27 protein-coding genes are annotated in these 25,566 nt (G+C 66.9%); 19 read left to right on the top strand and 8 right to left on the bottom strand.

Going from position 1 to position 25,566, the window contains the following annotated elements; all coding sequences use genetic code 11:
- Window positions 1-36: 36 nt before the first annotated feature.
- Window positions 37-873 carry an alpha/beta fold hydrolase gene (locus CE453_RS21710; RefSeq protein ID WP_089176456.1) on the bottom strand — a complete coding sequence of 279 codons (837 nt, stop codon included), beginning with the start codon at window positions 871-873 and terminating at the stop codon, window positions 37-39.
- Window positions 874-1,160: 287 nt separating this feature from the next.
- On the opposite strand from CE453_RS21710, the gene CE453_RS21705 reads away from it, so the two are divergent.
- Window positions 1,161-1,589: an Hsp20 family protein gene (locus CE453_RS21705; RefSeq protein ID WP_089176455.1), complete on the top strand. Its 429-nt coding sequence runs from the start codon at window positions 1,161-1,163 to the stop codon at window positions 1,587-1,589.
- Between the two features lie 109 nt (window positions 1,590-1,698).
- Window positions 1,699-1,965, top strand: coding sequence for a BQ00720 family protein (locus tag CE453_RS21700; RefSeq protein WP_089176454.1), 267 nt, complete (start codon window positions 1,699-1,701; stop codon window positions 1,963-1,965).
- A gap of 22 nt (window positions 1,966-1,987) precedes the next feature.
- Here the strand turns inward: CE453_RS21700 and CE453_RS21695 are convergent, their stop codons facing one another.
- Window positions 1,988-2,695 (bottom strand): alpha/beta hydrolase, encoded by a 708-nt coding sequence (locus tag CE453_RS21695; RefSeq protein WP_248308145.1) that lies wholly within the window; start codon window positions 2,693-2,695, stop codon window positions 1,988-1,990.
- A 170-nt stretch (window positions 2,696-2,865) separates the two neighbouring features.
- On the opposite strand from CE453_RS21695, the gene CE453_RS21690 reads away from it, so the two are divergent.
- Window positions 2,866-4,083 (top strand): glycosyltransferase family 4 protein, encoded by a 1,218-nt coding sequence (locus CE453_RS21690; RefSeq protein ID WP_089176452.1) that lies wholly within the window; start codon window positions 2,866-2,868, stop codon window positions 4,081-4,083.
- Window positions 4,084-4,200: 117 nt separating this feature from the next.
- Entirely contained in the window at window positions 4,201-4,743 is a 543-nt protein-coding gene (gene infC / locus CE453_RS21685; RefSeq protein ID WP_089178083.1) for a translation initiation factor IF-3, read from the top strand.
- Between the two features lie 62 nt (window positions 4,744-4,805).
- Here infC and CE453_RS21680 read toward each other — a convergent pair whose 3' ends face one another.
- Window positions 4,806-5,402, bottom strand: a complete 597-nt coding sequence (locus CE453_RS21680; RefSeq protein WP_089178082.1) for a TetR/AcrR family transcriptional regulator — start codon at window positions 5,400-5,402, stop codon at window positions 4,806-4,808.
- A 102-nt stretch (window positions 5,403-5,504) separates the two neighbouring features.
- Here CE453_RS21680 and CE453_RS21675 point away from each other — a divergent pair, with 102 nt between their 5' ends.
- Complete coding sequence (locus CE453_RS21675) at window positions 5,505-6,713, top strand: MFS transporter (protein WP_089176451.1); 1,209 nt, start codon at window positions 5,505-5,507, stop codon at window positions 6,711-6,713.
- 51 nt (window positions 6,714-6,764) lie between these two features.
- Here the strand turns inward: CE453_RS21675 and CE453_RS21670 are convergent, their stop codons facing one another.
- A complete protein-coding gene (locus tag CE453_RS21670; RefSeq protein WP_089176450.1) occupies window positions 6,765-7,790 on the bottom strand; it encodes an amino acid ABC transporter substrate-binding protein in 1,026 nt (341 codons plus the stop codon).
- A 323-nt stretch (window positions 7,791-8,113) separates the two neighbouring features.
- Between CE453_RS21670 and rpmI the strand changes: the two genes are divergently transcribed.
- Together rpmI and rplT are read left to right on the top strand one after the other, a co-directional pair.
- The gene (rpmI, locus tag CE453_RS21660; protein WP_038361062.1) at window positions 8,114-8,314 is read left to right on the top strand and encodes a 50S ribosomal protein L35; all 201 of its coding nucleotides are present in this window, start codon (window positions 8,114-8,116) and stop codon (window positions 8,312-8,314) included.
- Between the two features lie 28 nt (window positions 8,315-8,342).
- A complete protein-coding gene (gene rplT, locus CE453_RS21655; protein ID WP_089176448.1) occupies window positions 8,343-8,717 on the top strand; it encodes a 50S ribosomal protein L20 in 375 nt (124 codons plus the stop codon).
- Between the two features lie 132 nt (window positions 8,718-8,849).
- On the opposite strand, the gene CE453_RS21650 is transcribed toward rplT, so the two are convergent.
- Window positions 8,850-9,611 (bottom strand): LOG family protein, encoded by a 762-nt coding sequence (locus CE453_RS21650; protein WP_248307829.1) that lies wholly within the window; start codon window positions 9,609-9,611, stop codon window positions 8,850-8,852.
- A gap of 200 nt (window positions 9,612-9,811) precedes the next feature.
- On the opposite strand from CE453_RS21650, the gene pheS reads away from it, so the two are divergent.
- The 7 genes from pheS to CE453_RS21615 all read left to right on the top strand — a co-directional run bounded on the left by pheS (window position 9,812) and on the right by CE453_RS21615 (window position 18,258).
- Entirely contained in the window at window positions 9,812-10,894 is a 1,083-nt protein-coding gene (pheS, locus tag CE453_RS21645; protein WP_089176447.1) for a phenylalanine--tRNA ligase subunit alpha, read from the top strand.
- 28 nt (window positions 10,895-10,922) lie between these two features.
- Window positions 10,923-12,119: a ceramide glucosyltransferase gene (locus tag CE453_RS21640; RefSeq protein ID WP_089176446.1), complete on the top strand. Its 1,197-nt coding sequence runs from the start codon at window positions 10,923-10,925 to the stop codon at window positions 12,117-12,119.
- Window positions 12,120-12,126: 7 nt separating this feature from the next.
- Complete coding sequence (pheT, locus tag CE453_RS21635) at window positions 12,127-14,550, top strand: phenylalanine--tRNA ligase subunit beta (protein WP_089176445.1); 2,424 nt, start codon at window positions 12,127-12,129, stop codon at window positions 14,548-14,550.
- A gap of 161 nt (window positions 14,551-14,711) precedes the next feature.
- On the top strand, window positions 14,712-15,623 hold the full coding sequence (locus tag CE453_RS21630; RefSeq protein ID WP_089176444.1) for an alpha/beta fold hydrolase: 912 nt from the start codon (window positions 14,712-14,714) through the stop codon (window positions 15,621-15,623).
- Entirely contained in the window at window positions 15,620-16,699 is a 1,080-nt protein-coding gene (locus CE453_RS21625; protein ID WP_089176443.1) for a tartrate dehydrogenase, read from the top strand. Before CE453_RS21630 ends, CE453_RS21625 begins: the two co-directional genes overlap by 4 nt.
- Before the next feature lie 95 nt (window positions 16,700-16,794).
- Window positions 16,795-17,499 carry a TerC family protein gene (locus CE453_RS21620; RefSeq protein ID WP_089176442.1) on the top strand — a complete coding sequence of 235 codons (705 nt, stop codon included), beginning with the start codon at window positions 16,795-16,797 and terminating at the stop codon, window positions 17,497-17,499.
- Between the two features lie 18 nt (window positions 17,500-17,517).
- Window positions 17,518-18,258, top strand: coding sequence for a TerC family protein (locus tag CE453_RS21615; RefSeq protein ID WP_089176441.1), 741 nt, complete (start codon window positions 17,518-17,520; stop codon window positions 18,256-18,258).
- 4 nt (window positions 18,259-18,262) lie between these two features.
- Here CE453_RS21615 and CE453_RS21610 read toward each other — a convergent pair whose 3' ends face one another.
- Complete coding sequence (locus CE453_RS21610) at window positions 18,263-18,865, bottom strand: 4'-phosphopantetheinyl transferase family protein (protein WP_089176440.1); 603 nt, start codon at window positions 18,863-18,865, stop codon at window positions 18,263-18,265.
- 108 nt (window positions 18,866-18,973) lie between these two features.
- On the opposite strand from CE453_RS21610, the gene CE453_RS21605 reads away from it, so the two are divergent.
- The 4 genes from CE453_RS21605 to CE453_RS21590 all read left to right on the top strand — a co-directional run bounded on the left by CE453_RS21605 (window position 18,974) and on the right by CE453_RS21590 (window position 22,005).
- Window positions 18,974-19,708: an AzlC family ABC transporter permease gene (locus tag CE453_RS21605; protein WP_089176439.1), complete on the top strand. Its 735-nt coding sequence runs from the start codon at window positions 18,974-18,976 to the stop codon at window positions 19,706-19,708.
- Complete coding sequence (locus tag CE453_RS21600) at window positions 19,695-20,012, top strand: AzlD family protein (RefSeq protein WP_089176438.1); 318 nt, start codon at window positions 19,695-19,697, stop codon at window positions 20,010-20,012. The genes CE453_RS21605 and CE453_RS21600 overlap by 14 nt, the downstream gene beginning before the upstream one ends.
- Before the next feature lie 126 nt (window positions 20,013-20,138).
- On the top strand, window positions 20,139-21,011 hold the full coding sequence (locus CE453_RS21595) for a branched-chain amino acid aminotransferase (protein ID WP_089176437.1): 873 nt from the start codon (window positions 20,139-20,141) through the stop codon (window positions 21,009-21,011).
- A gap of 16 nt (window positions 21,012-21,027) precedes the next feature.
- A complete protein-coding gene (locus CE453_RS21590; protein WP_089176436.1) occupies window positions 21,028-22,005 on the top strand; it encodes an NAD(P)H-dependent flavin oxidoreductase in 978 nt (325 codons plus the stop codon).
- A 3-nt stretch (window positions 22,006-22,008) separates the two neighbouring features.
- On the opposite strand, the gene murJ is transcribed toward CE453_RS21590, so the two are convergent.
- Together murJ and CE453_RS21580 are read right to left on the bottom strand one after the other, a co-directional pair.
- Complete coding sequence (gene murJ, locus CE453_RS21585) at window positions 22,009-23,535, bottom strand: murein biosynthesis integral membrane protein MurJ (RefSeq protein ID WP_089176435.1); 1,527 nt, start codon at window positions 23,533-23,535, stop codon at window positions 22,009-22,011.
- A 6-nt stretch (window positions 23,536-23,541) separates the two neighbouring features.
- Window positions 23,542-24,573: a glycosyltransferase family 2 protein gene (locus CE453_RS21580; RefSeq protein WP_248307828.1), complete on the bottom strand. Its 1,032-nt coding sequence runs from the start codon at window positions 24,571-24,573 to the stop codon at window positions 23,542-23,544.
- A gap of 122 nt (window positions 24,574-24,695) precedes the next feature.
- On the opposite strand from CE453_RS21580, the gene CE453_RS21575 reads away from it, so the two are divergent.
- On the top strand, window positions 24,696-25,529 hold the full coding sequence (locus tag CE453_RS21575; RefSeq protein ID WP_089176434.1) for a ChbG/HpnK family deacetylase: 834 nt from the start codon (window positions 24,696-24,698) through the stop codon (window positions 25,527-25,529).
- Window positions 25,530-25,566 lie beyond the last annotated feature (37 nt).

The raw sequence follows: 25,566 nt of genomic DNA, 5'->3' as shown, positions 1-25,566 counted from the left end.
CTCTTCAATCGAGACCGAAGCTGCTCCGAAAGGGATTCAGCCCTGCACGAAGGCGAGCAGGTCGGCGTTGAGCGTCTCGGCATTCACCGTGAGCATGCCGTGGCCATAGCCCGGATAGGTCTTCAACGTGCCGTTTCGGAGATGCTTGATCGATTCGCGGGCTGCAGCGTCGATCGGGACGATCTGGTCGTCCTCTCCATGCAGCACGAGAGTGGGCACGCCGATCGCTTCCAGGTCTGCCGTCTGATCGGTTTCCGAGAAGGCCTTGATGCCGTCGTAATGCGCCTTGGCGCCGCCCATCATGCCCTGGCGCCACCAGTTCCAGATCACGCCCTCATCGACCTTGGCGCCCGGCCGATTGAAGCCATAGAAGGGACCGGTGGGGACATCGAGAAAGAACTGGGCCCGGTTGCCGGCAAGGGCCTTGCGGAAGCTGTCGAAGACCTCCAGCGGCAGGCCGCCGGGATTCTTGTCGGTCTTGAGCATCAGCGGCGGCACGGCGCTGACCAGCACGGCCTTGGCGACACGGCCCTGTGGCTCGCCATGCCTCGCAACATAGCGGGCCACTTCGCCGCCACCGGTCGAGTGGCCGATATGGACGGCGTTCCGGAGGTCGAGATGCTGTACCACCGCTGCGGCATCGGCGGCATAGTGATCCATGTCGTGCCCGTCCCAGACCTGGGCCGAGCGGCCGTGCCCGCGCCGATCATGCGCGACGACGCGATATCCCTTCGACAGGAAGAACAGGAGCTGCGCGTCCCAGTCGTCCGACGAGAGCGGCCAGCCGTGGTGGAAGACGATCGGCTGTGCGTCCTTCGGTCCCCAGTCCTTGAAGAAGATCTCGACCTGATCCTGCGTGGTGACGAATGGCATGGTGAATACTCCTTTTGTCTGGGGAAGATGGTCCATGCATATGACAGGCCGTAGCGCCCCCGAGCTGCTGCGCCATTCGCCTTGTCGAAGCGGACTTTACGGCATGCCCGGCGGCGCTCCTGTTCTAGCAGATGCCACGCGGCATTCCGTGCCCGGCGAGGCCTCTTGAAGGCGGGTCCGAGCTTCGCCATATGTTGCTCAAGCGGAAGGGTTCGCCTTTCGCCCGCGGGATGCTGCCAGCGGCGGGTCCCGATGGTTCATGAGGCGCCTTTCGGGGGCTTCGGTTAATGACGCGTACGCCTAGCTTGTCCCATCCGTTCCTGCTCGGCTTCGATGATATCGAGCGCGCGCTGGATCGCGTCGCCAAAGGCGCGAGCGAGGGATATCCGCCCTACAATATCGAGCGGCTGCCCCGGACGGAGGATGAGCCCGATCGCCTGCGTATCACGCTGGCGGTTGCCGGTTTCGCGCGCGAGCAGCTTGAGATCACGCTGGAAGAGAACCAGCTCACGATCCGCGGCCGCCAGAGCGACGACAAGAACCGGCAGTTCCTGCACCGCGGTATCGCGGCGCGCCAGTTCCAGCGCAGCTTCCTGCTCGCGGATGGCATGCAGGTGCTTGGGGCGGATTTATCGAACGGCCTGCTCGCAATCGATCTGGTCAGGCCGGAACCTGAGAGGCTCGTCAGGCGTATCGATATCATGAGCCGCGAGTAGAGGGCGAGGAATCGTCCGGCTTTGAAGGATGCGTCCGCGGTTTACGCATCTGTTCATAATTGAAGGCGCAGTATCGAACCGCATTCGCACTGCTCTGAAGGAGGGCGCGATGAAACAGGACAGGATTTTGACCCAAGACAGCCCGCTGACCCCTGCCGAATTCGCGGCGCTCGGTACCGGCGAGGTAGCCTATGTCAAGCCGATGACTTCGGATGAGCTGATGCGGATCTTCCCGCAGGCCCCGAAGATCGAATCCGGCCTCAACCTTTACACCCTGCTCTCGGCCGACGGCGCGCCGATCCTCGTGACCGACACCCGCGAGGCCGCTACGGCCAATGCTTGGGAGCACGACCTGAAGATGGTCAGCGTCCACTGACGCTTGCCATCGGCAGCAGAATTCAGGCGGCGGTCGTCACTGCGGCGACCGCCGCTTGCAGCCGGGCGATATCGGCAGACGTCGACAGGCGGTGATCGCCGTCCTTGACCAGCGTCAGCACGACGGGGTCGCCGCTGAGATGCTCCACCAGCTTGATGGCCTGCCGCCACGGCACGTCCGGGTCGCGCATCCCTTGCAGGATATGCACCGGGCAGCCGGCCTTGATCTCGCCGCCGAACATCAGATGCTGGCGGCCGTCCTCGATCAGGGCGCGGGTGATCGGCGTCGGATCCGGTGAATATTCGGACGGGCGCAGCCAGACGCCCTCGTCGAGGATCGTCCGGCGGATCGAATCGGGCATCTGCGCCCACATCAACTCCTCGGAGAAGTCGACGGCCGGCGCGATCAGCACCAGCCCGGCCGGCTGAAGCGCCGTGCCGGACAGCTTGCGCGCGGCCAGCAGGGCGATCCAGCCGCCCATCGACGAACCGACGAGGACGGGCCGCTGCCGGCAGCGGCTCTCGATCATGGCGAGCGCGTCGCCGAGCCAGTCGGAGAGGGTGAAGTTGCCGAAATCGCCTTCGCTCTCGCCATGGCCGCCATAGTCGAAGCGCAGATAGGCCCGGCCGTTATCGCGGGCCCAGTCGGCCAGCGCCTCGGCCTTGGTCGCGCGCATATCGGAACGGAAGCCGCCGAGCCAAACCACGGGCGCGCCTTCTCCCTCCTGCATCAGGAAGGCGAGGCGGCGGCGGTCTTCACCGACCTCGAGCCATTGCGGGGGCTGGCGCTCCAAGGCAAATCTCCTGTGACGAATCAGGGGGCCGCGGCGAATAGGGGCTGCGGCAACCATCCGATAGGGGCATATTCGCCCCGCCGAACGAAAGTCCAGACCAAGAGAATATGTCCTTCAAGCCGGGTGCCCATCTTTCACTGCCTTCGACCGAAACGCACCCGCTCGCCGGGCGCACGATCCTGCAGATCATTCCGGAGCTGGAAGCGGGAGGGGCTGAGCGCACCGCCGTCGACATCGCCAGGGGGCTGACCGATGTCGGCGCGCGAGCGCTGGTTGCGACCGAAGGGGGGCGCCTCGTTGCGGAGCTGCAGGCCAAGGGCGGCGTCTGGCTGCCGTTCCCGGCCGCTTCGAAGAACCCGATCTCGATGGCGCTCAACGTGCGCAAGCTTGTCATGCTCTGCCGCGAGGAGGAGGTGGAACTCATCCATGCCCGCTCGCGGGCGCCGGCCTGGGTCGCGCTCGCCGCCGCGAAGATCCTGAAACTGCCTTTCGTCACCACCTATCACGGCTCCTACAACAGCCGCTCGGCGGTGAAGACGCTCTATAATTCCGTGATGGCGCGCGGCGACGTCGTCATCGCGAATTCGGCCTATACGGCGGGGCTCATCCTGGCCAAGCACCCGATGGCGCGCGACAAGGTCCGGGTTGTCAACCGCGGCACCAATTTCTCGGCCTTCGCTCCGGCCGCGGTCAGCGCCGACCGGGTGCAGGCGCTGCGCAAGGCCTGGGGCGTCGAGCCGCATCAGCGCATCGTGCTCCTGCCCGGCCGCCTGACCAACTGGAAGGGCCAGCGCGTGCTGATCGAGGCGGCCCGCATCATGCGCGACGGCGGCGACACCGACACCGCCTTCATCCTCGCCGGCGACGCGCAGGGGCGCGACGGCTACGTCAAGGAGCTCGACGGGCTGATCGCCAAGGCCGGGCTCGAAAACCGGGTGAAGCGCGTCGGCCACTGCACCGACATGCCGGCGGCGATGCTCTCCGCGGCGGTCGTGGCGGTGCCGTCGACCGATCCGGAAGCCTTCGGCCGCGTCGCGGTCGAGGCGCAGGCGATGGGTACGCCCGTCGTCGTCTCCGATCTCGGCGCGGTGCCCGAAACCGTGCTCGCCCCGCCGCAGGCGGCGCCTGGCGAACGGACCGGCTGGCGTATTCCACCCGCCGACCCGGCAGCGCTGGCTGCTGGCTTGCGCGAGGCGCTGGATCTGAGACCTTCCGCGCGCGAGGCGCTGGCGCGCCGGGCGCGTGCGCATGTCGAGCGTCACTTTTCGCTGGAGGCGATGGTGGCGGAAACCCTCGACGTCTATTGCGCGTTGCTGGGACGCTGACCGTCATCTGCGGTGGGAGATGCCTGCCGCAGCGGCGTCATGCATTGACAACGCGCGACTTTGTGCAATGTGTCTGAACCAACGGCGCGAACCGCGCCAAATACAGGAGAATACCCCATTCGTCGTCCGTACCGTGCCGCCCCGACCCCGACCAAGGAAGGTCCTCGCTCGAACCGCGACATCCGCGGCGTTCGCGAGGTCCAGCTCATCGATGATACTGGCGCCAACCGTGGTGTCGTGTCGTTCTTCGACGCGCTGAAGATTGCCGAGGATGCCGGTCTCGATCTGGTCGAGATCGCCCCGAACTCCGTTCCGCCCGTCTGCAAGATCCTCGATTACGGCCGCTTCCGCTTTCTCGAGCAGAAGAAGGCGTCGGAGGCGCGCAAAAAGCAGCGCACCATCGAGATCAAGGAGATCAAGCTCCGGCCGGGCATCGACAAGCACGATTACGACGTGAAGATGAAGGCCATGCAGGGCTTCTTCGAGGAAGGCGACAAGGTGAAGGTCACCCTGCGCTTCCGCGGCCGTGAAATGGCGCACCAGGACCTGGGTGTGAAGGTGCTGGAGCGCGTCAAGGCCGACCTCGTCGAGATCGCCAAGGTTGAAAGCGACTGGCAGCTCGAAGGCCGCCAGATGGTCATGGTGCTCGCGCCGCGCTGAGGCGCGAGCCATCCTCGCGATCGTGTTCTGATCGAGAAAAAGGGCGCCGCCGGCGCCCTTTTTCATGCCTTCTTGCGCAGGAGCCCGTCTAGCATTGCGTCGAAGGCATCCGTCGCCGCCTGCAGGGCCGCCTCGGGCTCCGGCGCATGCGCGATCCATTGCGCGGCATGCTGGGTCGCGCCGACGACGAGCCGTGCAACGGCCTCGGGATCGAGCGGTGCGAGCACGCCCTCGGCGACGAGTTCGTTCAGCCCTTGCGTCATCATCCGGATGCAGTCGTTCTGGATCGGCCAGTTCCAGGGATCGCCGAGGACGGCCGGGCCGTCACGCAGGACGATCCGCTGGATCTCCGGTTCCAGCGCCATGGCGAGATAGGCCGCGCTCTCGTTGCGAAAACCGGTCCAGCGGTCCTCCTCCCTGGCCGAGACGGCACGCAGCCTGACCGTCATCTCCGCGTCGATCTGGTCGAGCACTGCCGCGAACAGGCCCTTCTTGTCGCCGAAGTGATGATAGAGCGCGCCGCGGGTCAGCCCGGCGGTGGCGGTCAGTTCGTCCATCGATGCAGCCGCATAGCCGACCGTGCCGAACGCCTCGCGCCCGGCGGCGATCAGGCTGGCGCGGGTTTCCGCGATCATGTCGGCGCGAAGTCTGCGAGCCATCATGTCTCCTTCACATACGTGCTGTATGTTAATTGACATACGAGGCGTATGCAATTACGCATTCGCATACGCGGCGTATGTCCGCTTCCTTCGGGACGAACCATGTCTAACCCTTATCGCGATATCTTCCGGGCGCCCGGCGCCCTCGCTTTCTCGTCCGCCGGTTTCATTGCGCGCCTGCCGGCTTCGATGGTCGGCCTCGGCATCGTCACCATGCTGTCGGAGCGACGCGGCGAATACGGCATCGCCGGCGCCGTGGCTGCGGTCTTCGCGCTTGCCAGTGCCTTGATCACGCCGCAGGTCTCACGCCTCGTCGACCGCTATGGGCAGCGCCGCGTGCTGATGCCGGCGGCTGCGGCGGGCGCCATGGCGCTGGGCGGCCTCATGGTCTCGACCTGGGCCGGCGCGTCGAACTGGCTGCTCTTCGCTTTCGCGCTGCTCGCAGGGCTGATGCCGAGCATCGGCGCAATGGTCCGGGCGCGCTGGACCGAGTTCTATCGCGACACGCCCCAACTGCGCACGGCCTTCGCCTTCGAATCGGTGGTGGACGAAGTCATCTTCATCATCGGGCCGATCGTCGCGATCGGGCTTAGCGTCGGGCTGTTTCCGGAGGCGGGACCGCTTGCCGCCATGGTCTTCCTGGTGGTCGGCGTGCCGCTCCTCTGCGCCCAGCGCAGCACCGAGCCGCCCGTCCGTGGGCGCTCCGCCGAGATGGAGGCTTCGGTCATCCGGCTTGGCGGCGTGCAGATCGTCGTGCTGGCGATGATTGCCATCGGCGCGATCTTCGGCACGGCCGAAATCACGGCGGTCGCCTTCGCCGAGGCGCAGGGGCAGAAGGCGATGGCGAGCATGGTGCTCGCCGTCTATGCGGCGGGCTCGCTGATCGTCGGTCTGGTCTTCGGCACGCTCCGGCTGAGGGCGTCGCTGGCGACCCAGTTCGTCGCGGCGATCGCGCTGGCGGCAGCGACGACGCTGCCGCTGCTGGCCGTGACGGGGCTGACCTCGCTCGCACTGGTCTTCTTCATGGCGGGTGCGGCGGTCTCTCCGACGATCATCATCGCGATGGGTCTTGTCGAGCGGTTGGTGCCAACGCGCCAGCTCACCGAGGGCATGACCTGGGCGATCACCGGAATCGGCATCGGGATGGCGCTGGGCGCTTCGGCGGCCGGCGCCCTCATCGACGCCTTTGGCGCGCGGGGTGGCTTCTGGATCTCGGTCACCGCCGGCATCGTCGGCCTGCTCGTCACGCTCGTCGGCTATCGCCGGCTTCTCAATGAGCGTGAGCCGGCTGCGATCTGCGAGCCAGCCTGAACCAATTGAAATGGCCGGCCGCCAGCGACTGGCGGCCGGCTTTGAACGGCTTCAGCGGATCGGCGGGCCGTATTGCAGGCCGCCCTGGGTCCACAGCTTGTTGACGCCGCGCGGCAGCGGATTGCTGGTTTTCGGGCCGAAATGGCGGTCGAAGCTCTCGCCGTAATTGCCGACGGCCTTGATGATGCGCACGACCCAGTCGTTGGTCAGGCCGAGCGATTCCCCGAACTTGCCCTCGGCGCCGAGCATACGGCGGATTTCGGGGTTCTGCGAGGTCTTGGCCAGTTCCTCGACATTGGCCTGCGTCACGCCGAGCTCCTCGGCATTGATCGTCGCGATCACGGTCCAGCGCACCAGGTCGAACCAGGCCGGATCGTTCTTGCGGACCCAGGGCCCGAGCGGCTCCTTGGAAATGACCTCCTGCAGCAGCACATGCTCGTCAGGGTCCTTCAGCCGGCCGCGCGTGCCGGCAAGAGCCGAGAGATCGGTGGTATAGGCATCGCAGCGGCCGGCCTCATAAGCCTGCACCGTGTCCTCCAGCGTCGCGAAGGCGACGGTCTCGAACTTGATGCCGTGGGTGCGGCCGTAATCGGCGAGGTTGAGCTCGGTCGTCGTGCCCTGCGAGACGCAGACCGAGGCGCCGTTGAGGTCCTTCACCGTGTTCACACCGAGCTTCTTGCGGACGATGAAGCCCTGGCCGTCATAATAGTTGATCGCGGTGAAGCTGACGCCCTGGCCGATGTCGCGGCCGAGCGACCAGGTGGTCGTACGGGCGAGCACGTCGATCTCGCCCGCCTGCAGCGCGACCAGGCGGTTCTTGCTCGACAACGAGAGATAGCTCGCCTTGTCGGGATCGTTGAAGATCGCGGCAGCGAGCGCCCGGCAGACATCGGTATCGAAGCCGCGCCAGATCCCGTCTTTGTCCTGCAGCGAGAAGCCGGGCACACCCTCGCTGGCGCCGCAGATGATGTGGCCTCGCGCCTTGATCTTGTCGAGCGTCGACTGGGCGAGGGAGGGGCTGGCGGCCGCGGCCGTCAGGGCAAGGCCGACGGCCAGGCTGAGCAGGAAGCGTTTCACGGATGGAGCTCCGGTAGGAGGGCAGGCAACGGGCCAATGTGCCAGTTTTATGACAGGTCTGTGAAGCTGGTTTCCGCTGCGTCGCCGGTCAGGGCTTGCGACCTTGTCTCGGGCATGCGGACGCTGTCGCTGGGGCTTCTCGCCCGGTTCGCCCTCGAAGCGGGCTTTTCGCTTGCCAGCCGGCTTCTTTTCTGCGATAGGCCCGGCCTTCGATCGCCCGGCTGATAAGGGCTGCCGTGGCGGTCGTGCTTTGCTTCCTGAAAGCAAGACATTGGCTGAAGCCGCCGCAAGGCGCGCTGGCCTTATGACCGATAGGAGCTGAAATGCCCAAGATGAAGACCAAATCGGCCGCCAAGAAGCGGTTCAAGATCACCGGTACCGGCAAGGTGCTCTACGCCCAGGCCGGCAAGCGTCACGGGATGATCAAGCGGACCAACAAGCAGATCCGCAATCACCGCGGCACCACGACCCTCTTCGAGGGCGATGCTGCCAACGTGAAGAAGTACTTCCTCCCCAACGGCTGACGCCACCTGACACACCGGAGATCATGACATGGCTCGCGTGAAACGGGGCGTGACGTCCCACGCCAAGCACAAGAAGACGTTCAAGGCCGCCAAGGGCTTCTATGGCCGCCGCAAGAATACGATCCGCGCCGCCAAGGCGGCCGTCGATCGTTCGATGCAGTTCGCCTATCGCGACCGCAAGAACAAGAAGCGCTCCTTCCGCGCTCTCTGGATCCAGCGCCTGAACGCTGCGGTGCGTGAGCACGGCCTGACCTATTCGGTCTTCATCGGCGGCCTGATCAAGGCCGGCATCGAGCTGGACCGCAAGACCCTCTCGGCGATGGCGATCGACGATGCGGCTTCCTTCGCCGCGGTTGTCGAGACCGTCAAGGGCGCGCTCGGCGCGCAGGCCAAGGCCGCCTGAGCGGTTCAAGACCGTTGAATTTGGAAAGGGCCGGCGGAACGCCGGCCCTTTTCGTTTCTGCTTGCCCGGCTCGCGTGGCGTCGTCCCGGGGACCGCAGGCAGATCCGGGGATGATCCTCGCGTAGCGGGAGCCTAGGTCTGCACGCTGTCGTTGCCCGGCGGGTTCCAGCCGTCGCCCGCGCCGTCGACGATGCGCTGATAAGCCTCTTCCGGCGTATCGGCATAGGAAAACAGCTTCAGATCTTCCGGGCGGATGAAGCCAGCCTCGGCCATGGTGTCGAGATGGAGCAGGCCCTTCCAGTAGGCAGAATCGAACAGCACGATCGGCACCCGCCCCATCTTGCCCGTCTGCACCAGCGTCATGATCTCGAACAGCTCGTCGAGCGTGCCGAAGCCGCCCGGGAACACCACCAGCGCTGCCGCCCGCATCGCCAGATGCATCTTGCGCATCGCGAAATAATGGAAGCGGAAGGTCAGGTCCGGCGTCGACCAGGCGTTGGGCTCCTGCTCATGCGGCAGGGTGATGTTGAAGCCGATCGAGAGGGCGCCGGCTTCGGTGGCGCCGCGATTGGCCGCTTCCATGATGCCGGGGCCGCCACCGGTGGCTATGACATGGTGGCGGCCGGCATCCTTGGGCGCCAGCGCCCCGCCGCGTTCGGACGCGATCCGCGCGAACTGCCGTGCCGCCTCATACCAGCGGTTGCCTTCTCGCACCCGCGCCGAGCCGAAGACGACGATGGTCGAGATGATGCCGCGCTCCCGCAGCAGGTCCTCCGCCTTCTGGTATTCCAGCATGAAACGGGCGCCGCGCGTCGAATCGCCGAGGATGAAGTCCGGATCCTGGGCGGCGAGCCGATAGGACGGCGATTCCTTCTGGGCGGTGTTGTCGGGCAAGGCGTCCTCCTCATGTCGTCATGGGCATTGCAAGAAGCCGATCTCCCTTCTCGGAAGAAACCGCCACGGAGGCAAACGGGCAGATCGTCGCCCTGTCCCGGTGGTTCGGTAGCGGCTGTTGCGGCTTCGCTCTGGCATATGCCGGCCGTTCCCGCTAGAACGCGCCCGTTCCCACGCCTTCAAACGCTTGCGACCCGTTCATGACCGATATCGCCATCCTGGAACGCGACACCCTTGCCGCGATCGCCGCCGCCTCCGACGAGGCCGCCGTCGAGGAGCTGCGCATCGCCGCGCTCGGCAAGTCGGGCTCGGTTTCGGCCCTGCTCAAGACGCTGGGTTCGATGACGCCGGACGAGCGCAAGGAGAAGGGGCCACAGATCAACGGCCTGCGCGATCGCGTGCAGGGCGCCATCGCAGCCCGCAAGGAAGCGCTGGGCGAGGCGGCGCTGGAGGCGCGGCTGGCCTCCGAGCGTCTCGACGTCTCGCTGCCGGTGCAGGAGGGGCCCGAGGCGCGCGGCCGCATCCACCCGATCAGCCAGGTCATCGACGAGATCACTGCGATCTTCGGCGACATGGGCTTCGCCATCGCCGAAGGGCCGGATGTCGAGACCGACGACCTCAACTTCACCAAGCTGAACTTCCCGGTCGGTCACCCCGCCCGCGAGATGCACGACACCTTCTTCTTCGCGCCGGACTCCAATGGCGAGCGCAAGCTGCTGCGCACCCACACCTCGCCGGTGCAGGTGCGGACCATGCTGACGCAGGAGCCGCCGATCCGCGTGATCTGCCCGGGCCGGACCTATCGCAACGATTCCGATCAGACCCACACCCCGATGTTCCATCAGGTCGAGGGCCTCGTCATCGACAAGAAGGCCCATCTCGGTCACCTGAAGTGGATCCTGGAGGAGTTCTGCAAGTCCTTCTTCGAGATCGATGACGTGAAGATGCGCTTCCGCCCGTCCTTCTTCCCCTTCACCGAGCCTTCGATGGAGGTCGACATCCAGTGCTCGCGCAAGGGCGGCGAGATCCGCTTCGGCGAGGGCGACGACTGGCTGGAGATTCTCGGTTGCGGCATGGTGCACCCGAACGTGCTGCGCAATTGCGGGCTCGATCCGGATGTCTATCAGGGCTTCGCCTGGGGCATGGGCATCGACCGCATCGCCATGCTGAAATACGGCATGCCGGACCTGCGTCCCTTCTTCGAGGCGGATGTGCGCTGGCTCGCGCATTACGGCTTCCGTCCGCTCGACCTGCCGACGCTGACGGGTGGCCTCACCTCATGACGGCACCGACCGGGCAGGGGAGGGCGCGATGACGCCTGCGGGCTGGGCGGCTCTGATGGCCGGGCTTCTGGTCGCGGTGAACCTGGCGGGCCAGGCCATCGCGCTCTGGCGGCTGCGCCGGCCTTTGCAGCGCTCCGCCCTGCTCGCGGAACTGCCGCCTGTCACCATCGTGCGGCCGGTGCGCGGCATCGAGGCTTTCAGCCGCGAGACGGCCGTCTCCGGCCTCGAGCTCGACTATCCACGTTACAGCACCATCTTCTGCGTCGCCGACGGTGACGATCCGATCATCCCGCTGATCGAGGAGCTGATCGCGCAATACGGCGCCGACAAGGTCAGGCTGATCGTGGGCGACGTCGCCGTCAGCGCCAATCCCAAGCTCAACAACTGCGTGCGCGGCTGGGAGGCGGCGACGACCGATTGGGTCATCCTCGCCGATTCCAACGTGCTGATGCCGAAGGATTACATCCAGCGCATGATGGCGGCCTGGCGACCCGAGACGGGCCTCGTCTGCTCGACGCCGGCAGGCTCGCGGCCGCAGAATTTCGGCGCCGAGGTCGAATGCGCCTTTCTCAACGCCTTCCAGGCGCGCTGGCAATACGTTGGCGAGGCGCTGGGGCTCGGTTTCGCGCAGGGCAAGTCGATGCTTTGGAACAAGCCCTTTCTCGATGCCAATGGCGGCATCGCCGCGCTCGGCGCCGAGATCGCGGAGGATGCCGCCTCCACCAAGCTGGTGCGCGCTGCGGGCAAGCATGTCCATCTCGTCGGCCAGCCCTTCGAGCAGCCGCTCGGTTCGCGGCGCATCGCCGACGCGGTGCAGCGCCAGTTCCGCTGGGCGCGCTTGCGGCGCGTCACCTTCCTGCCGTTCTTCATGCTCGAGATCCTCTCGGCGCCGCTGCTGCCCGTGCTGCTGGCGGCCTTCGCCGGCCCGGGTCTCGGCCTGCCGTTCTGGCTTGGCCCGCTATTGGTGCTGCTGGTGTGGTATGCCGGCGACATCGTGCTCTCGGCCGGCGTCGGCTGGTTCCTGAACTGGCGCTCGCCCTTTGCCATGCTGGTGCGCGACATCGCCTTCCCCGGCGTCTGGGCCTATGCCTTCGTCGGCGGCGAGGTGAGTTGGCGCGGCAACGCCATGAAGATCCGCACCGACGGCGCCAACGAGCTCAACCAGGCGACGCCCGCCCTCTCGGCCGCCGGCGCCAAGATTTCGACCGATCCCGCCCGACACTGATACGACGATGAAATTCACGATCTCCTGGCTCAAAGAGCACCTCGACACCGACGCCTCCGTTGCGGAGATCGCCGAGACCCTGACCCGCATCGGCCTCGAGGTCGAGGCGATCGAGGATCGCGCCGCCGCGCTGTCCGCCTTCACCATCGCCTATGTCATCGAGGCGAAGCAGCATCCGAACGCCGACCGTCTGCGCGTCTGCATGGTCGACACCGGCGCCGGCGAGCCGGTGCAGGTCGTTTGTGGCGCACCGAATGCGCGCACCGGCATGAAGGGTGTGTTCTCGCCGCCGGGCAGCTACATTCCCGGCAAGAAGATCACGCTGGGCAAGGGCGTGATCCGCGGTGTCGAATCCAACGGCATGCTCGTCTCGGAAGCCGAACTCGAGCTCTCCGAGGACCATGACGGCATCATCGAGCTGCCGGCCGATGCGCCGGTCGGCCAGCCCTATGCGACCTATGCCGGCCTCGACGATGCCGTGATCGAGATTGCCGTGACGCCGAATCGCGCCGACGCGCTCGGCGTTGCCGGCATCGCCCGCGACCTTGCCGCTGCCGGTCTCGGCAAGCTGAAGAACGCGCCGATCCAGCCGGTGCGCGGTTCCTTCCCGTGCCCGGTCAAGGTGACGCTCGACTTCGCCGAGGAAGACAGGAAGCTCTGCCCGGCCTTCGCGCTGCGCCTCGTGCGGGGCGTGAAGAACGGCCCCTCGCCGGACTGGCTGCAGGCGCGGCTGCGCGCCATCGGGCTTCGCCCGATCAACGCGCTGGTCGATATCACCAACTTCATGACCTATGACCGCAACCGGCCACTGCACGTCTTCGATGCCGCCAAGGTCAGGGGCAACCTCACGGTGCGCCGCGCGAAGGAAGGCGAGACCATCCTCGCCCTCGACGGCAAGACTTATACGCTGACCGACGAGCAGGTCGTGATTGCCGATGAGCACGGCGTCGAGTCGCTGGCCGGCATCATGGGCGGCGAGGCTTCGGGCAGCAGCGAAAGCACCACCGACGTGCTGATCGAAAGCGCGCTCTGGGACCCGCTCAACATCGCCCGCTCGGGCCGCGCGCTCGGCATCAACTCCGACGCGCGCTATCGCTTCGAGCGCGGCGTCGACCCCGACTTCACCCGGCCGGGCCTCGATCTCGCCACCGCGCTGGTCATCGAGCTCTGCGGCGGCGAGGCTTCTGAAATGGAGTTCGTCGGCGAACTGCCGGAAAGTCCCGCTGCGATCGACTTCCCCTGGTCCGAGGTCAAGCGCCTGACGGGGCTCGACTTGCCGCAGGTCGAGATGAAGCTTGCGCTGACCTCGCTCGGCTTCCACGTCTCGGGCACCGGTGACCGCGTCAAGGTCGCGCCGCCGTCCTGGCGGGCTGATGTCGGCGGCAAGGCGGACCTCGTCGAGGAGATCGTCCGCATAGCCGGCCTCGACCGCGTCGCCTCGACGCCGCTGCCGCGCATCAAGGGCGAGGTCGTCAAGCCCGTCTTGACCGTGCTGCAGAAGCGCACCCGCACGGCCAAGCGCACGCTGGCCGCCCGCGGCCTCGTGGAGGCCGTGACCTGGTCCTTCATCTCGCATGATCAGGCCGAGCTCTTCGGCGGCGGCTCGCCCAAGCTCGCGCTCGCCAACCCGATCGCCGCCGATCTTTCCGATATGCGTCCCTCGCTGCTGCCGGGGCTGATCCGCGCCGCGCAGAACAATGCCGATCGTGGCTTCCCGGACGTCGCCTTGTTCGAGGTCGGCCAGATCTTCCTGAGCGACGAGCCGGAAGGCCAACTCGTCGCCGCGACCGGCCTGCGCCGCGGCACGGCGCGGCTCGACGGCGTCGGCCGTCACTGGGACGGCTCCGCCGAGGCGGTCGATGCGTTCGATGCGAAGGCCGATGTGCTCGGCCTGCTTTCCGCGCTCGGCGTTCCGACCGGCGGCCTGCAGATCGTCGCGGGTGGCCCGGCCTGGGCCCATCCCGGCCGCTCCGCCACGCTGCAGTTCGGCCCGAAGGGCGTGATCGGCGCCTTCGGAGAGATCCATCCGAAGATTCTCAAGGCGCTCGACGCCAAGGGACCGCTCGTCGCCTTCGAGATTCACCTCGATGCGCTGCCTCTGCCGAAATACAAGCCGACCAAGGTCAAGCCGAAGCTGGTTCTTTCGGACTTCCAGCCGGTGACGCGCGACTTCGCCTTCATCGTCGACAAGGCCGTCGCGGCGGGCGACATGATGAAGACCGCGCAGGGAGCGGACCGCGCGCTGATCGCCAATGTCGGTGTCTTCGACCTCTATGAAGGGCAGGGCGTCGAGGCCGGCAAAAAATCGGTCGCGCTGGCGGTTACGCTGCAGCCGGTCGAGAAGACCCTGACCGAGGCCGAGATCGAGGCCGTCGGCAGCAAGATCGTCGCCGAGATGGCCAAGCGCTACGGCGCGACGCTCAGGGGCTGACAGCGTCATCGATATTCCGCGGTCGGTGCCCGGCGCCGGCTGCGGAGTGACAGGCGGTCGTCGGCCGCCTCACCATTGATCAGGATTATGTAATAATCCGCGGCAGAAATCCCGGCGTGTTCGGGGTATCGGCTCCCGCATTGTTGCAGAATTCTGGCCTGATGAGTCCCACCGAGCTTCCCGTCACCGACAATCTGTTCCCCGGCTTCCGCCTGCTCGACGTGGCGACGTCGGGCGCGCGCATCCGCGTGCGCGTCGGTGGGGAGGGCCCTCCGCTCCTGCTGTTGCACGGCTACCCACAGACCCACGTGCTCTGGCACAAGGTCGCCGCGCGGCTGAAGGATCGCTTCACGCTCGTCTGTGCCGATCTGCGCGGTTATGGCGACAGCGAGAAGCCGCCGACCGATTCCGAGCACTTTCCCTATTCGAAACGCGCCATGGCCCTCGACCTGGCGCAGATGATGACCGCGCTTGGTTACGAGCGCTTCTTCGTCGGCGCTCATGATCGCGGCGCCCGCGTCACGCATCGCCTGGCGCTCGACCATCCCGAGCGCGTCATCCGCCTCGCCACGCTCGACATCGCGCCGACGCGGGAGATGTACGCCAATACCACCGACGCCTTCGCCCGCGCTTATTGGCACTGGTTCTTCCTGATCCAGCCCGCCCCCTTTCCGGAGCGGATGATCGGCGCGGATCCGGAGGCCTACTGGCGCAAGAAGTGTGGATCGGGCTCGGCCGGGTTGACGCCCTTCGCACCGGAAGCGCTCGCCCACTATCTGCGCTGCTTCGCCGACCCCGCCACGATCCACGGCAGCTGCGAGGATTACCGGGCCGCCGCGACCATCGACATCCGCCACGACGACGAGGATGGCGGCCGCAAGCTGACGCAGCCGCTGCTGGCGCTCTGGGGCGCCAACGGCATCATCGGCAAATGCTTCGACCCTCTGGCCTTGTGGCGCGAGCGTGCGCAGGATGTGCGCGGCCATGCCCTGCCGGGCGGTCACTACCTCGCGGAAGAGGTCCCCGATCTCGTTGCCGCGGAATTCACGTCTTTCTTCGGAGAAGCCGCATGAGCGGGACCAATCGCGTCTATCGGATCGCTGTCATTCCTGGCGACGGCATCGGCAAGGAAGTCATGCCCGAGGGCCTGCGCGTCCTCGAGGCGGCTTCCAAGAAGTTCGGCTTCGAGCTGCGCCTCGACGAGTTCGATTTTTCCTCCTGCGACTACTACGCCAGGCACGGCAAGATGCTGCCGGACGACTGGAAGGAGAAGATCGGCGGCCACGACGCGATCTATTTCGGCGCCGTCGGCATGCCGGCGCAGGTACCCGATCACATCTCGCTCTGGGGCTCGCTGCTGCTGTTCCGGCGCGAGTTCGATCAATACGTCAATCTGCGCCCCGTGCGCCTGATGCCGGGTGTGCCCGGGCCGCTTGCCGGCCGCAAGCCGGGCGACATCGACTTCTTCGTCGTGCGCGAGAACACCGAGGGCGAATATTCCTCGGTTGGCGGCCGCATGTATGCCGGAACCGAGCGCGAGATCGTCATCCAGGAGACGGTGATGAGCCGCGTCGGCGTCGACCGCGTGCTGAAATACGCCTTCGAATTGGCGCAGCGTCGCCCGCGCAAGAAGCTGACCTCCGCCACCAAGTCGAACGGCATCTCGATCACCATGCCCTACTGGGATGAGCGGGTGAAGGAGATGGCGAGGAACTATCCCGACGTCGCCGTCGACCAGTATCATATCGACATCCTGACCGCGCATTTCGTGCTGAACCCGGACCGCTTCGACGTGGTCGTCGCCTCCAACCTCTTCGGCGATATCCTCTCCGATCTCGGCCCGGCCTGCACCGGCACCATCGGCATCGCGCCTTCGGGCAACATCAACCCGACCGGCGATCATCCCTCGCTGTTCGAGCCGGTCCACGGCTCGGCTCCGGATATCGCGGGACAGGGCATCGCCAACCCGGTCGGCATGATCTGGTCCGGCGCGATGATGCTCGACCATCTCGGCGAACATGATGCGGCCAAGGGCATCGAGGCGGCGATCGAGCGCGCGCTGGGCGATGCCCGCACTCGCACGCGCGATCTCGGCGGCACGCTCGGCACGGAAGCTGCCGGCAAGGCCGTCGAGCAGGCGCTGGGCTAGACGGAAAACAGGACGAAGCTGGCGCGGCTCCGGTTGCGCCAGTGGGGTGAATGGAGCCGGAACCGGCCCGGGCTGACGAGGAAAGTCACGCAACCATGGATCTGACATCGTTTTCGCTGGGCGACCCGCTGCTCTGGGGCAAGCTCTTCGAGATCATCCTGCTCAACGTTATCCTCTCGGGTGACAATGCCGTGGTGATCGCGCTGGCCTGCCGGGCGCTCGCGCCCGAGCAACGCACCAAGGGCATTGCGCTCGGCGCGGCCGTGGCCGTGGTGCTGCGCATCGCCTTCACGGTGGTCATCGCCTCGCTCCTGAGCATGCCGTTCCTGCGCATCGTCGGCGCCGCGCTGCTGGTCTGGATCGCGGTGAAGCTCCTGATCGAGGATGGCGAGCAGGACGAGGACTCCATAGCCGCCAGCAGCAAGCTCTGGAAGGCGGTCCAGACGGTCGCGATCGCCGATATCGTCATGAGCCTGGACAACGTCCTCGCCATCGCCGGCGTGGCCCGCGACTCGATGGCGCTGCTGGTGGTCGGGCTGGTCATCTCGATCCCGCTGATCGTGGTCGGGGCGTCGCTGATCACCAGCCTCCTGACCCGCTTCCCGATCCTGGTCTGGGCCGGCGCGGCGCTGCTCGGCTGGGTCGCAGGCGAGATGCTCGACAGCGACCCCTGGCTCATTACCCGCTTCGGAGCGGAACTGCTGCACACGCTCGAATATCCCGCTGCCATCCTCGGCGCGCTGCTCGTGCTCGGGCTGGGCTATCTCATCAAATCACGCCGGCCGGACCCGGCCCTCTGACACGGGACTGACCGAAACATGGATTTCTCCTCCTCGACCTTCTGGATCTCGCTGTTGCAGATCATCTGGATCGATCTGCTGCTTTCCGGCGACAACGCGGTCGTCATCGCGCTGGCCTGCCGCTCGCTGCCGGAAAATCGCCGGAAGCTGGGCATCTGGCTCGGCGCCGGTGCGGCAGTCGGTCTGCGCATCATCTTCGCGCTGATCGTCACCTATCTCCTCGGCGTGCCGTATCTGAAGGTGATCGGCGGCATCCTGCTGTTCTGGATCGCGATCAAGCTCGCTGTCGGCGAGGAGGAAGCCCATGGCGAGATCGAGGCCAGCGAAAGCCTGTGGAAGGCGGTGCGCACCATCGCCATCGCCGACGCCGTGATGAGCCTCGACAACGTCATCGCCATCGCCGGCGCGGCCAAGGGCCATCCGGAGCTGTTCATCTTCGGCCTGCTGCTCTCGATCCCGCTGATCATCATGGGTGCCCAGCTTCTCACCACGATCATCGAGCGTTTCCCGATCCTGGTCTGGATCGGTGCGGCGCTGCTCGGCTGGATCGCGGCCGAGATGATCCTGGGCGATGTCGCCGTGCTGCAATGGCTGCAGGTGAACCTGCCGAGCTGGGTCAAGGCGGTGCCGCTCGATGCCAACCCGCTCGGCATCGGGCCGGCGAACCTGCCGCATTACGCGGGAGCGGTCATCGGCGCGCTCTTCGTCTGCATCGTGGGCTATGTCCTGAAGAAGAAGCCGGCGAACCAGCCGGGCTGAGGCGTCACGCCTCGTCGAGAACGATCATTGCGGCGGCCAGGATCTCCTGGCCGCCGTTTTCGATGGTGTGGAGCATGCCCTCTGCCGCCACGCCGTCGATGCGGAACCGGTCAGGGGCGAGCAGGGACACCGCGAAGCTCTCGGGCGGCCGGGCGAAGCCGGTTCCGAGCGCCTTCACATAGGCTTCCTTGGCGGCCCAGAGGCGCGCAAAGGCGAGCGGTCGCGTCACGGCCTCGATCGCGTCCAGCGTTCGCAGTTCATCGGCGTGAAGAGCCTCCCGCGGGAGGGGGCCGTCCGGATCGACCAGCTCTAGATCGACCCCGACCGGCCGCCGGGCCAGGGCAACGGCGACCACGCCCGCCCGCGTCGCGAGCGAGATGTGCAGGGCGCTCGCATGCGGCCCGGCGAGTCGTGGTTGGCCGGCAGGATCATGCGAGATGACGACCTCGCCGTCGGGGCAGCCGAGCTGTTGCGCCAGGACCGCCTGCGCGGTCTCGCGCCGCAGCCGCGAACGCTCGACAAGATTGCGCGGGCGCTGCTGCGTCTCGATCAGCCAGACGGCCGGGTAGCTCGGCGCGGTTGCTGCGATGGAACGGAGCCAATGCATCTGCCCAGCCTAATGCATGGGCTGATGGAATCCGCTTTGCATGAAACACATGCACGGGCGCAGCCGGCATGCGTTGACGGCAGACGCCTTCGGCCTTTGGAAGAAGCTATGCAGCCGAACCACGCCGAACCGCCGCCAGCCGCAAGCGCCGCACCCCTGACCGTTCAGGGCATGCGGCTCGGTCTGCGCAGGGTCTCCGTCCTGATGCCGGGCGTGATCGTCTTTGCCGTCGCCTTCGGTGCGGCCGCGTCGGCCAAGGGCATGAGCCTGCTCGAGACCCTCCTGATGAGCGCCTTCGTCTATGGCGGCGTCTCGCAGCTCGTGGCGATGGAGCTGTGGCGGCCGGAATGGAGCTGGGGAGCGATCGCCGGGCTTGCGGTCGTCACGGCGACGGTCAACGCCCGGATGATCCTGCAGGGCGCGTCGCTCCAGCCCTGGTTCGCGCGCTATCCCAAGGCGGTCAACGCCTTCCACCTCTTCTTCTTCACCGATGCCAACTGGCTGATCGGCACGCGCTATCAATCCGAGGGCGGCCGCGATCTCGGTGTCCTGGTCGGGGCAGGCCTTGCCTTGTGGATCGTCTGGATCATCGCCACGGCGCCCGGTTACATGCTTGGCGCGCTGGTCTCCGATCCGCGCCGCTATGGCATCGACCTCGTCATGCCGATCTTCTTCGCGGCGATGATCGTGCCGCTCTGGCGCGGTCGGCGTGGTCTGGTGCCCTGGGCCGTCGCGGGCTGCGTCGCCCTGCTGACGGCGAAGCTCGTCGACGGCTACGCCTTCATCATCGCCGGCTCGCTCGCAGGGGCCGTCACGGGAGCGTTCCGCGATGACCCTGCCTGATCCCGGTCCCTGGGGCGCCTTCATCGCGATCGGCGCCATGGCGGTCGCGACCTATCTCTGCCGGCTGGCCGGCGTCGTCCTGATGAGCTTCGTGCCGTTGACGCCGCATGTCCGGCGCGGCCTTGCGGCACTGCCGGGCTCGATCGTGGTCGCCACCGTGCTGCCGCTGATCGAGCGGCTTGGCGTTGCCGCGGGCGTGGCGCTGCTCGCGGCCATCGGTGCCATGTTCGTGACCCGCAGCGAACTCGTCGCGCTACTGACCGGCATGGCGATGATCTCGGCGGCGCGGTTCCTGGGTTTCTGATCCATCACCCTGCCCGATGGCTTCCATCACATCCCGTCATCGCGCCATGCGCCGCTTGCTGTTGACGGCGCGCGATGGCGGGAGGACGGTGCAAATTAGCAAAACCGACCAAGACGGAGCGCCTCCATGGCATGGTATTCTCAAACCTGGACCTGGTTCGACGGAGCCTGGCATGAGGGCAATCCCGGCCTCGTCGGCCCGCGTAGCCATGCGCTCTGGCAGGCGTCCTCGGTGTTCGATGGCGGTCGCTACTTCGATGGCGTCGCTCCCGATATCGACCTGCATGCCGCCCGCGTGAATCGCTCCGCGACCGCGTTGGGGCTGAATCCGACGGTGACGCCGGATTTCATCGTCGAGAAGATGTATGAGGGCGTGAAGAAGTTCGCCCCCGGCACCGCGATCTACGTCAAGCCGATGTATTGGGGTGAGGCCGACGGCCCCTCGACCATCATGCCCGATCCGGATTCGACGCAGTTCGCGCTTTGCCTGTTCGAGGCCTCTATGCCGCAGCCGAGCAACGGCTTTTCGGTCACCAAGGGCCTTTATCGCCGCCCGACCTACGAGACCGCCCCGACCGATTCCAAGGCTGGCTGCCTCTACCCGAACAACGCCCGCATCCTGAAGGCCGCCAAGGCTGCCGGCTTTGACAATGCGCTCGTGCTCGACATGCTCGGCCATGTCGCCGAGACCGGCACCTCCAACGTCTTCCTTGCCAAGGATGGCGTGGTGAAGACTCCGGTCCCGAACGGCACCTTCCTCAACGGCATCACCCGCCAGCGCGTCATCAAGCTGCTGCGCGAGAGCGGCGTCACCGTCGAGGAATGCAGCCTGCGCTATGAGGAGTTCGAGAAGGCCGACGAGATCTTCATCTCCGGCAATTACTCGAAGTGCATGCCGGTGACGCGCATCGACGACCGCACGCTCCAGCCCGGCCCGCTCTTCCGCAAGGCGCGCGAGCTTTACATGGACTTCGCCCACACCAAGGCCAAGGCCGCCTGAGGCTGCGGGACCGGCCATGGCGCGCCTCGCCACGCGGCTGACCGAGCGGCTCGGCATCGCCCATCCGATCTTGTCGGCGCCGATGGCGCTGGCGAGCGGCGGGGCGCTTGCCGCCGCCGTGACGCGGGCGGGTGGGCTGGGTCTGATCGGCGGCGGCTATGGCGACGCCGCCTGGCTCGACGAGCAATTCGCTGCCGCCGGCAACACGCAAGTCGGCTGCGGCTTCATCACCTGGTCGATGGCGAGGAAGCCAGAGCTTCTGACGCAGGCGCTTGCGCATGAGCCCGCCGCGCTGATGCTCTCCTTCGCCGATCCGCGCCCCTTCGCCGCCGAGATCGCCGCGGCGGGCGTGCCGCTGATCTGCCAGTGCCAGACACTGGACCATGTCCGGCTGGCGTTCGAGGCCAGTGCCGCGATCGTCGTCGCGCAGGGCACGGAAGCCGGCGGCCACGGCGCCAGCCGAGCGACGTTACCTTTCGTGCCGGAAGCGGCCGATCTGATCGCCCGTGAAAGTCCCGATACGCTGCTTCTCGCCGCTGGCGGCATCGCTGACGGGCGTGGGCTCGCCGCCGCTCTGATGCTCGGCGCTGACGGTGTCCTCGTCGGGACCCGGTTCTGGGCGAGCCGCGAGGCGCTGGTGCATCAGCGCCACCACGCCGCGGCCATTACTGCGACCGGCGACCAGACGGTGCGCTCCTCATTGCCCGACATCGCCCGCCAGCTCGACTGGCCGAAGCCCTTCGACATTCGCGTCGCGAACAACGCCTTCATCGCAGCATGGGCCGGGCGTGACCACGACTTGAAAGCGGCCATCGCCACCGAGGCCCCCGCCTATCGCGAGGCCTTCATGGCCGGCGATCCCGACAAGGCGGCCGTGATCTTCGGCGAGGCAGCGGGGTTGATCGCCGATGTGCCCGCTGCCGCCGAGATCGTCGAGCGCATGGTCGGTGAAGCCGCTGCGCTGCTCGGCAGGGCAGGGCGCTTCCTCGGTTGAAGTTCAGCGCACCAGCCTGAACAGCCCGGTCGCCTTCAGGCCGATGCCGGCGATGCCCGCATAGAGCACTCCCGCCGCCATCGACAGCGTCAGTACGCCCAGGAGCAGCGGCTGGAAGGGCAGGGCGGACGTCAGGCGCAAGGCGAGCGGTGCGAACCACCATGCGGACAGCCCCGCTACAGCCGCCGCGAAGCCGACGATGGCGAAGAAGCCGGGCAGGCGCGGGTCGGGCGTGGTCCAGCCGCGCTTCAGGCCGAGGACGAACAGCGTCAGCAGGTTGATCCAGGCGCCCGCCGCGGTCGCCAGCGCCAGGCCCGGCGCGCCCCAGTCCCGCCAGAGCAGGAGCTTGAGCGCCAGGTTGCAGGCGATGGCGCCAAGCGCGACCAGCATGGGCGTGGTGGTGTCCCCGCGCGCCTGGAAGGCAGAGATTTGCGAGCGCATCATCACGATCGCCGGGAGGCCTAGCGCATAGGCGAAGAGCACGGTGCCGGAGGCCAGGCTGGCCTGGGCATCGAAGGCGCCGCGTTGGAACAGCCCCGCGACGATCAGCTCGGGTACCGCGATGAAGGCGGCGACGAAGGGCGCGCTGGCGACGAAGGCGATGGCAAGCGCACGGTTCTGCGCCCGGTTGGCGGCAGCCTCATCGCCGCGCGCGATCGACCGGCTCATTGCCGAGAGCGCGACCGTGCCGACGGCGATGCCGATCAGGCCGATCGGAAGCTGGTAGAGGCGCTCCGCGTAGTAAAGCGCCGAATAAGCGCCGCGCGGCAGCAGGGAGGCGATGATCGTGTCGGCGAAGATCGCGATCTGGACGCCAGCCGAGCCGATCACCGCCGGCCCGAAGGCCTTGAGGAAGCGGCGGACGCCAGCGTCCATATGCGGCCGCACCAGCTTGCTCGAGACGCGGGCGCGCCGCGCGGCGACATAGAGCAGGAGCCATTGCGCCAGTCCCGAGATCGAGACGCCCCAGGCAGCGGCATAGGCCGCGCTCGGGAAGAGGAAGGAGACGGACAGCGCCGCCATCATCCCGACATTCAGCAGGATCGGCGCCGCAGCGAAGGCGGCGAAGCGGTCGACCGCATTCAGCGTCGCGCCGAGGAAGGTCACCATCGTGACGAAGAGGAGGTAGGGGAAGGTGATGCGCGTCAGCGAAACCGCCAGCGCGAAGACTGCCGGATCCTCCTTGAAGCCGGGCGCGAGCAGCGTCACCAACTGGGGCATCAGCGGCAGCGCCAGGGCAAGCAGCACGACCTGGATCAGGAACAGCACGGTGAAGAGCCGGTCGGCGAAGAGATTCGCGACCTCCTGCCCCTGCTTTTCGGCGACATGGGCGTAGGCCGGCACATAGGCTTGGTTGAAGGCGCCTTCGCCGAAGATGGCGCGGAAATGATTCGGCAGGCGCAACGCCACCGAGAAGGCGTCCATCGTCGCGCCGGCGCCGAGCACGGCGGCGAGCATGATATCGCGCGCGAAGCCGGTGAGGCGCGAGATCAGCGTATAGCCGCCGACCGACAGGATGTTTCTGAGCATGAAAGCCTAGCGGATCAGCGGCGGCAGGGCGTCGCCGCGTGGGTGGTCGACGGTGCGCGCCTCGAAGCCGACGCGCTCGCCGATGAGGTAGAGCGGCCGGCGCTTCACCTCGGCGAAGATTCGCCCGACATATTCGCCGATCATGCCCAGCGAGACGAGCTGGATGCCGGAGAAGAACATGATCGAGACGATCAGCGAGGGGAAGCCGGGCAGGTCCGTGCCGTAGAACAGCGTGCGGAGCAGGAAGTAGAACGCCGACAATGTCGCGATGCAGGCGATGATCGCGCCGGACCAGGTCGCGATCTTCAGCGGCACGGTCGAGAAGGAGGAAAGCCCGTCGAAGGCGAAGGAAAACAGCTTGCGATAGCGGAATTTCGACTGGCCGTGTTCGCGCTCGGCGACCTCGAACGGCACGCCGATGGAGCGGAAACCGACCCAGGCATAGAGCCCTTTCGAGAAGCGGGCCCGCTCCGGCAGGGCGCGCAGCGCATCGACGGCCTTGCGGTCGAGCAGGCGGAAATCGCCGGCTCCTTCCGGGAGGTCGGTTTCGCCGAATTGCGAGAAGATGCGGTAGAAAGCCTTGGCGAAATTGCGCTTCAGTGGACTCTCGCCCGAGCGGTCGGTCCGCTGGCCGTAGACGTTGAGATAGCCTTCGCGCCATTTCGTCAGAAAGGCCGGGATGACCTCCGGCGGATGCTGCAGATCGGCGTCCATGATGACGACCGCATCGCCATAGGCATGGTCGAGCCCGGCCGCGATCGCGATCTCCTTGCCGAAATTGCGGCTGAAGGAGACGGCGCTGATCCGCGGATCGGCGGCGTTGAGGTCCCGGATGGTCTTGAGCGTGTCGTCGCGGCTGCCGTCGTCGACGAAGACGATTTCCCACGAGGCGACCTCGCTGGCCAGGACGTTCCGCAGCCGCTCGACCAGCGGGCGCAGATTGTCCGCCTCGTTATGCACGGGCACGACGACGGAAAGCTCCGGCCAGCGGGAGGCCCGGGGCGTACGCTGGGCCGGTTGGGACGCGATGTCCGACACGAAGGACCTTTCGAAAGGCGCCGCCGACAGGGTGACGCGCGACGCACAGAACCGTAAAGCTTGCCGGCCGACAAGCCCGTCGCGTAACGACTTTCTGCGGCTGAAGAGGGACACCGAACATCATGGCGAACGGCTTCGTCCTCTGCGCCGACGATTTCGCCATGACGGAAGGTGTCAGCCGCTCGATCCTGGAGCTTCTCGGGCGCGGCAAGCTCTCCGCCACGGGTGCGATGACCAATCGGCCGCATTGGCCCAGACTGGCACCGGAACTCGGCGTTTTTGCGGAGCACGCCGATCTCGGCCTGCATTTCAACCTGACCTGCGCTGCGCCGCTCGGCGCGTTGCCGCGACTTGCGCCTGGTGGCGAATTCCCCGCCTTGGGAGTGGTGGCCCGGGCCGCGGCGGCGTCCGCGACCGTTCGGCGCGAGATCGCCGGAGAGTTCGGCCGCCAGCTGGACGCCTTCGAGGACGCGATGGGGCGGCCGCCGGATTTCGTCGACGGACATCAGCATGTCCACGTGCTGCCGGGCGTGCGGCGTGCGGTGCTCGAGATGCTGGCACGGCGCTATCCGGCGGGATCGGTCTATGTGCGCGATCCGGCCGACAGGGTTTCCGCGATCCGTCGGCGTGGCGTCGCCGTTGGCAAGGCGTTGGTCATCGCCGGGCTCGCGAGCGGCTTCCGCTCGGCCGCGCTGCGCCGGCAGTTGCGAGTCAATCGCGGCTTCTCCGGAGTGGCTCCCTTCGATCCGGCGCGCGATTTCGGGGCCGATCTCGACCGCTTCCTGCTTTCGCCCGGACCGGCGCATCTGGTGATGTGCCATCCGGGATTTGTCGACGACGAGCTGATCCGCCTCGACCCGGTCGTCGCCACCCGGCCCGTCGAACATGCGGCAATCGCCGCTTTTGTGCCGCCGCGCGACCTGCCGCTGCGGAGATTTCTGCAGCTTGCCGCCTAGGAGCGGCCGCCGCGCGCGGCTGCAAGCGATTTATTTA

Source organism: Bosea sp. AS-1, assembly GCF_002220095.1.
Taxonomy (GTDB): domain Bacteria; phylum Pseudomonadota; class Alphaproteobacteria; order Rhizobiales; family Beijerinckiaceae; genus Allobosea.
The sequence above is the reverse complement of the archived record's forward strand: the minus strand, read 5'-3'. Positions and strand labels throughout refer to the sequence as shown.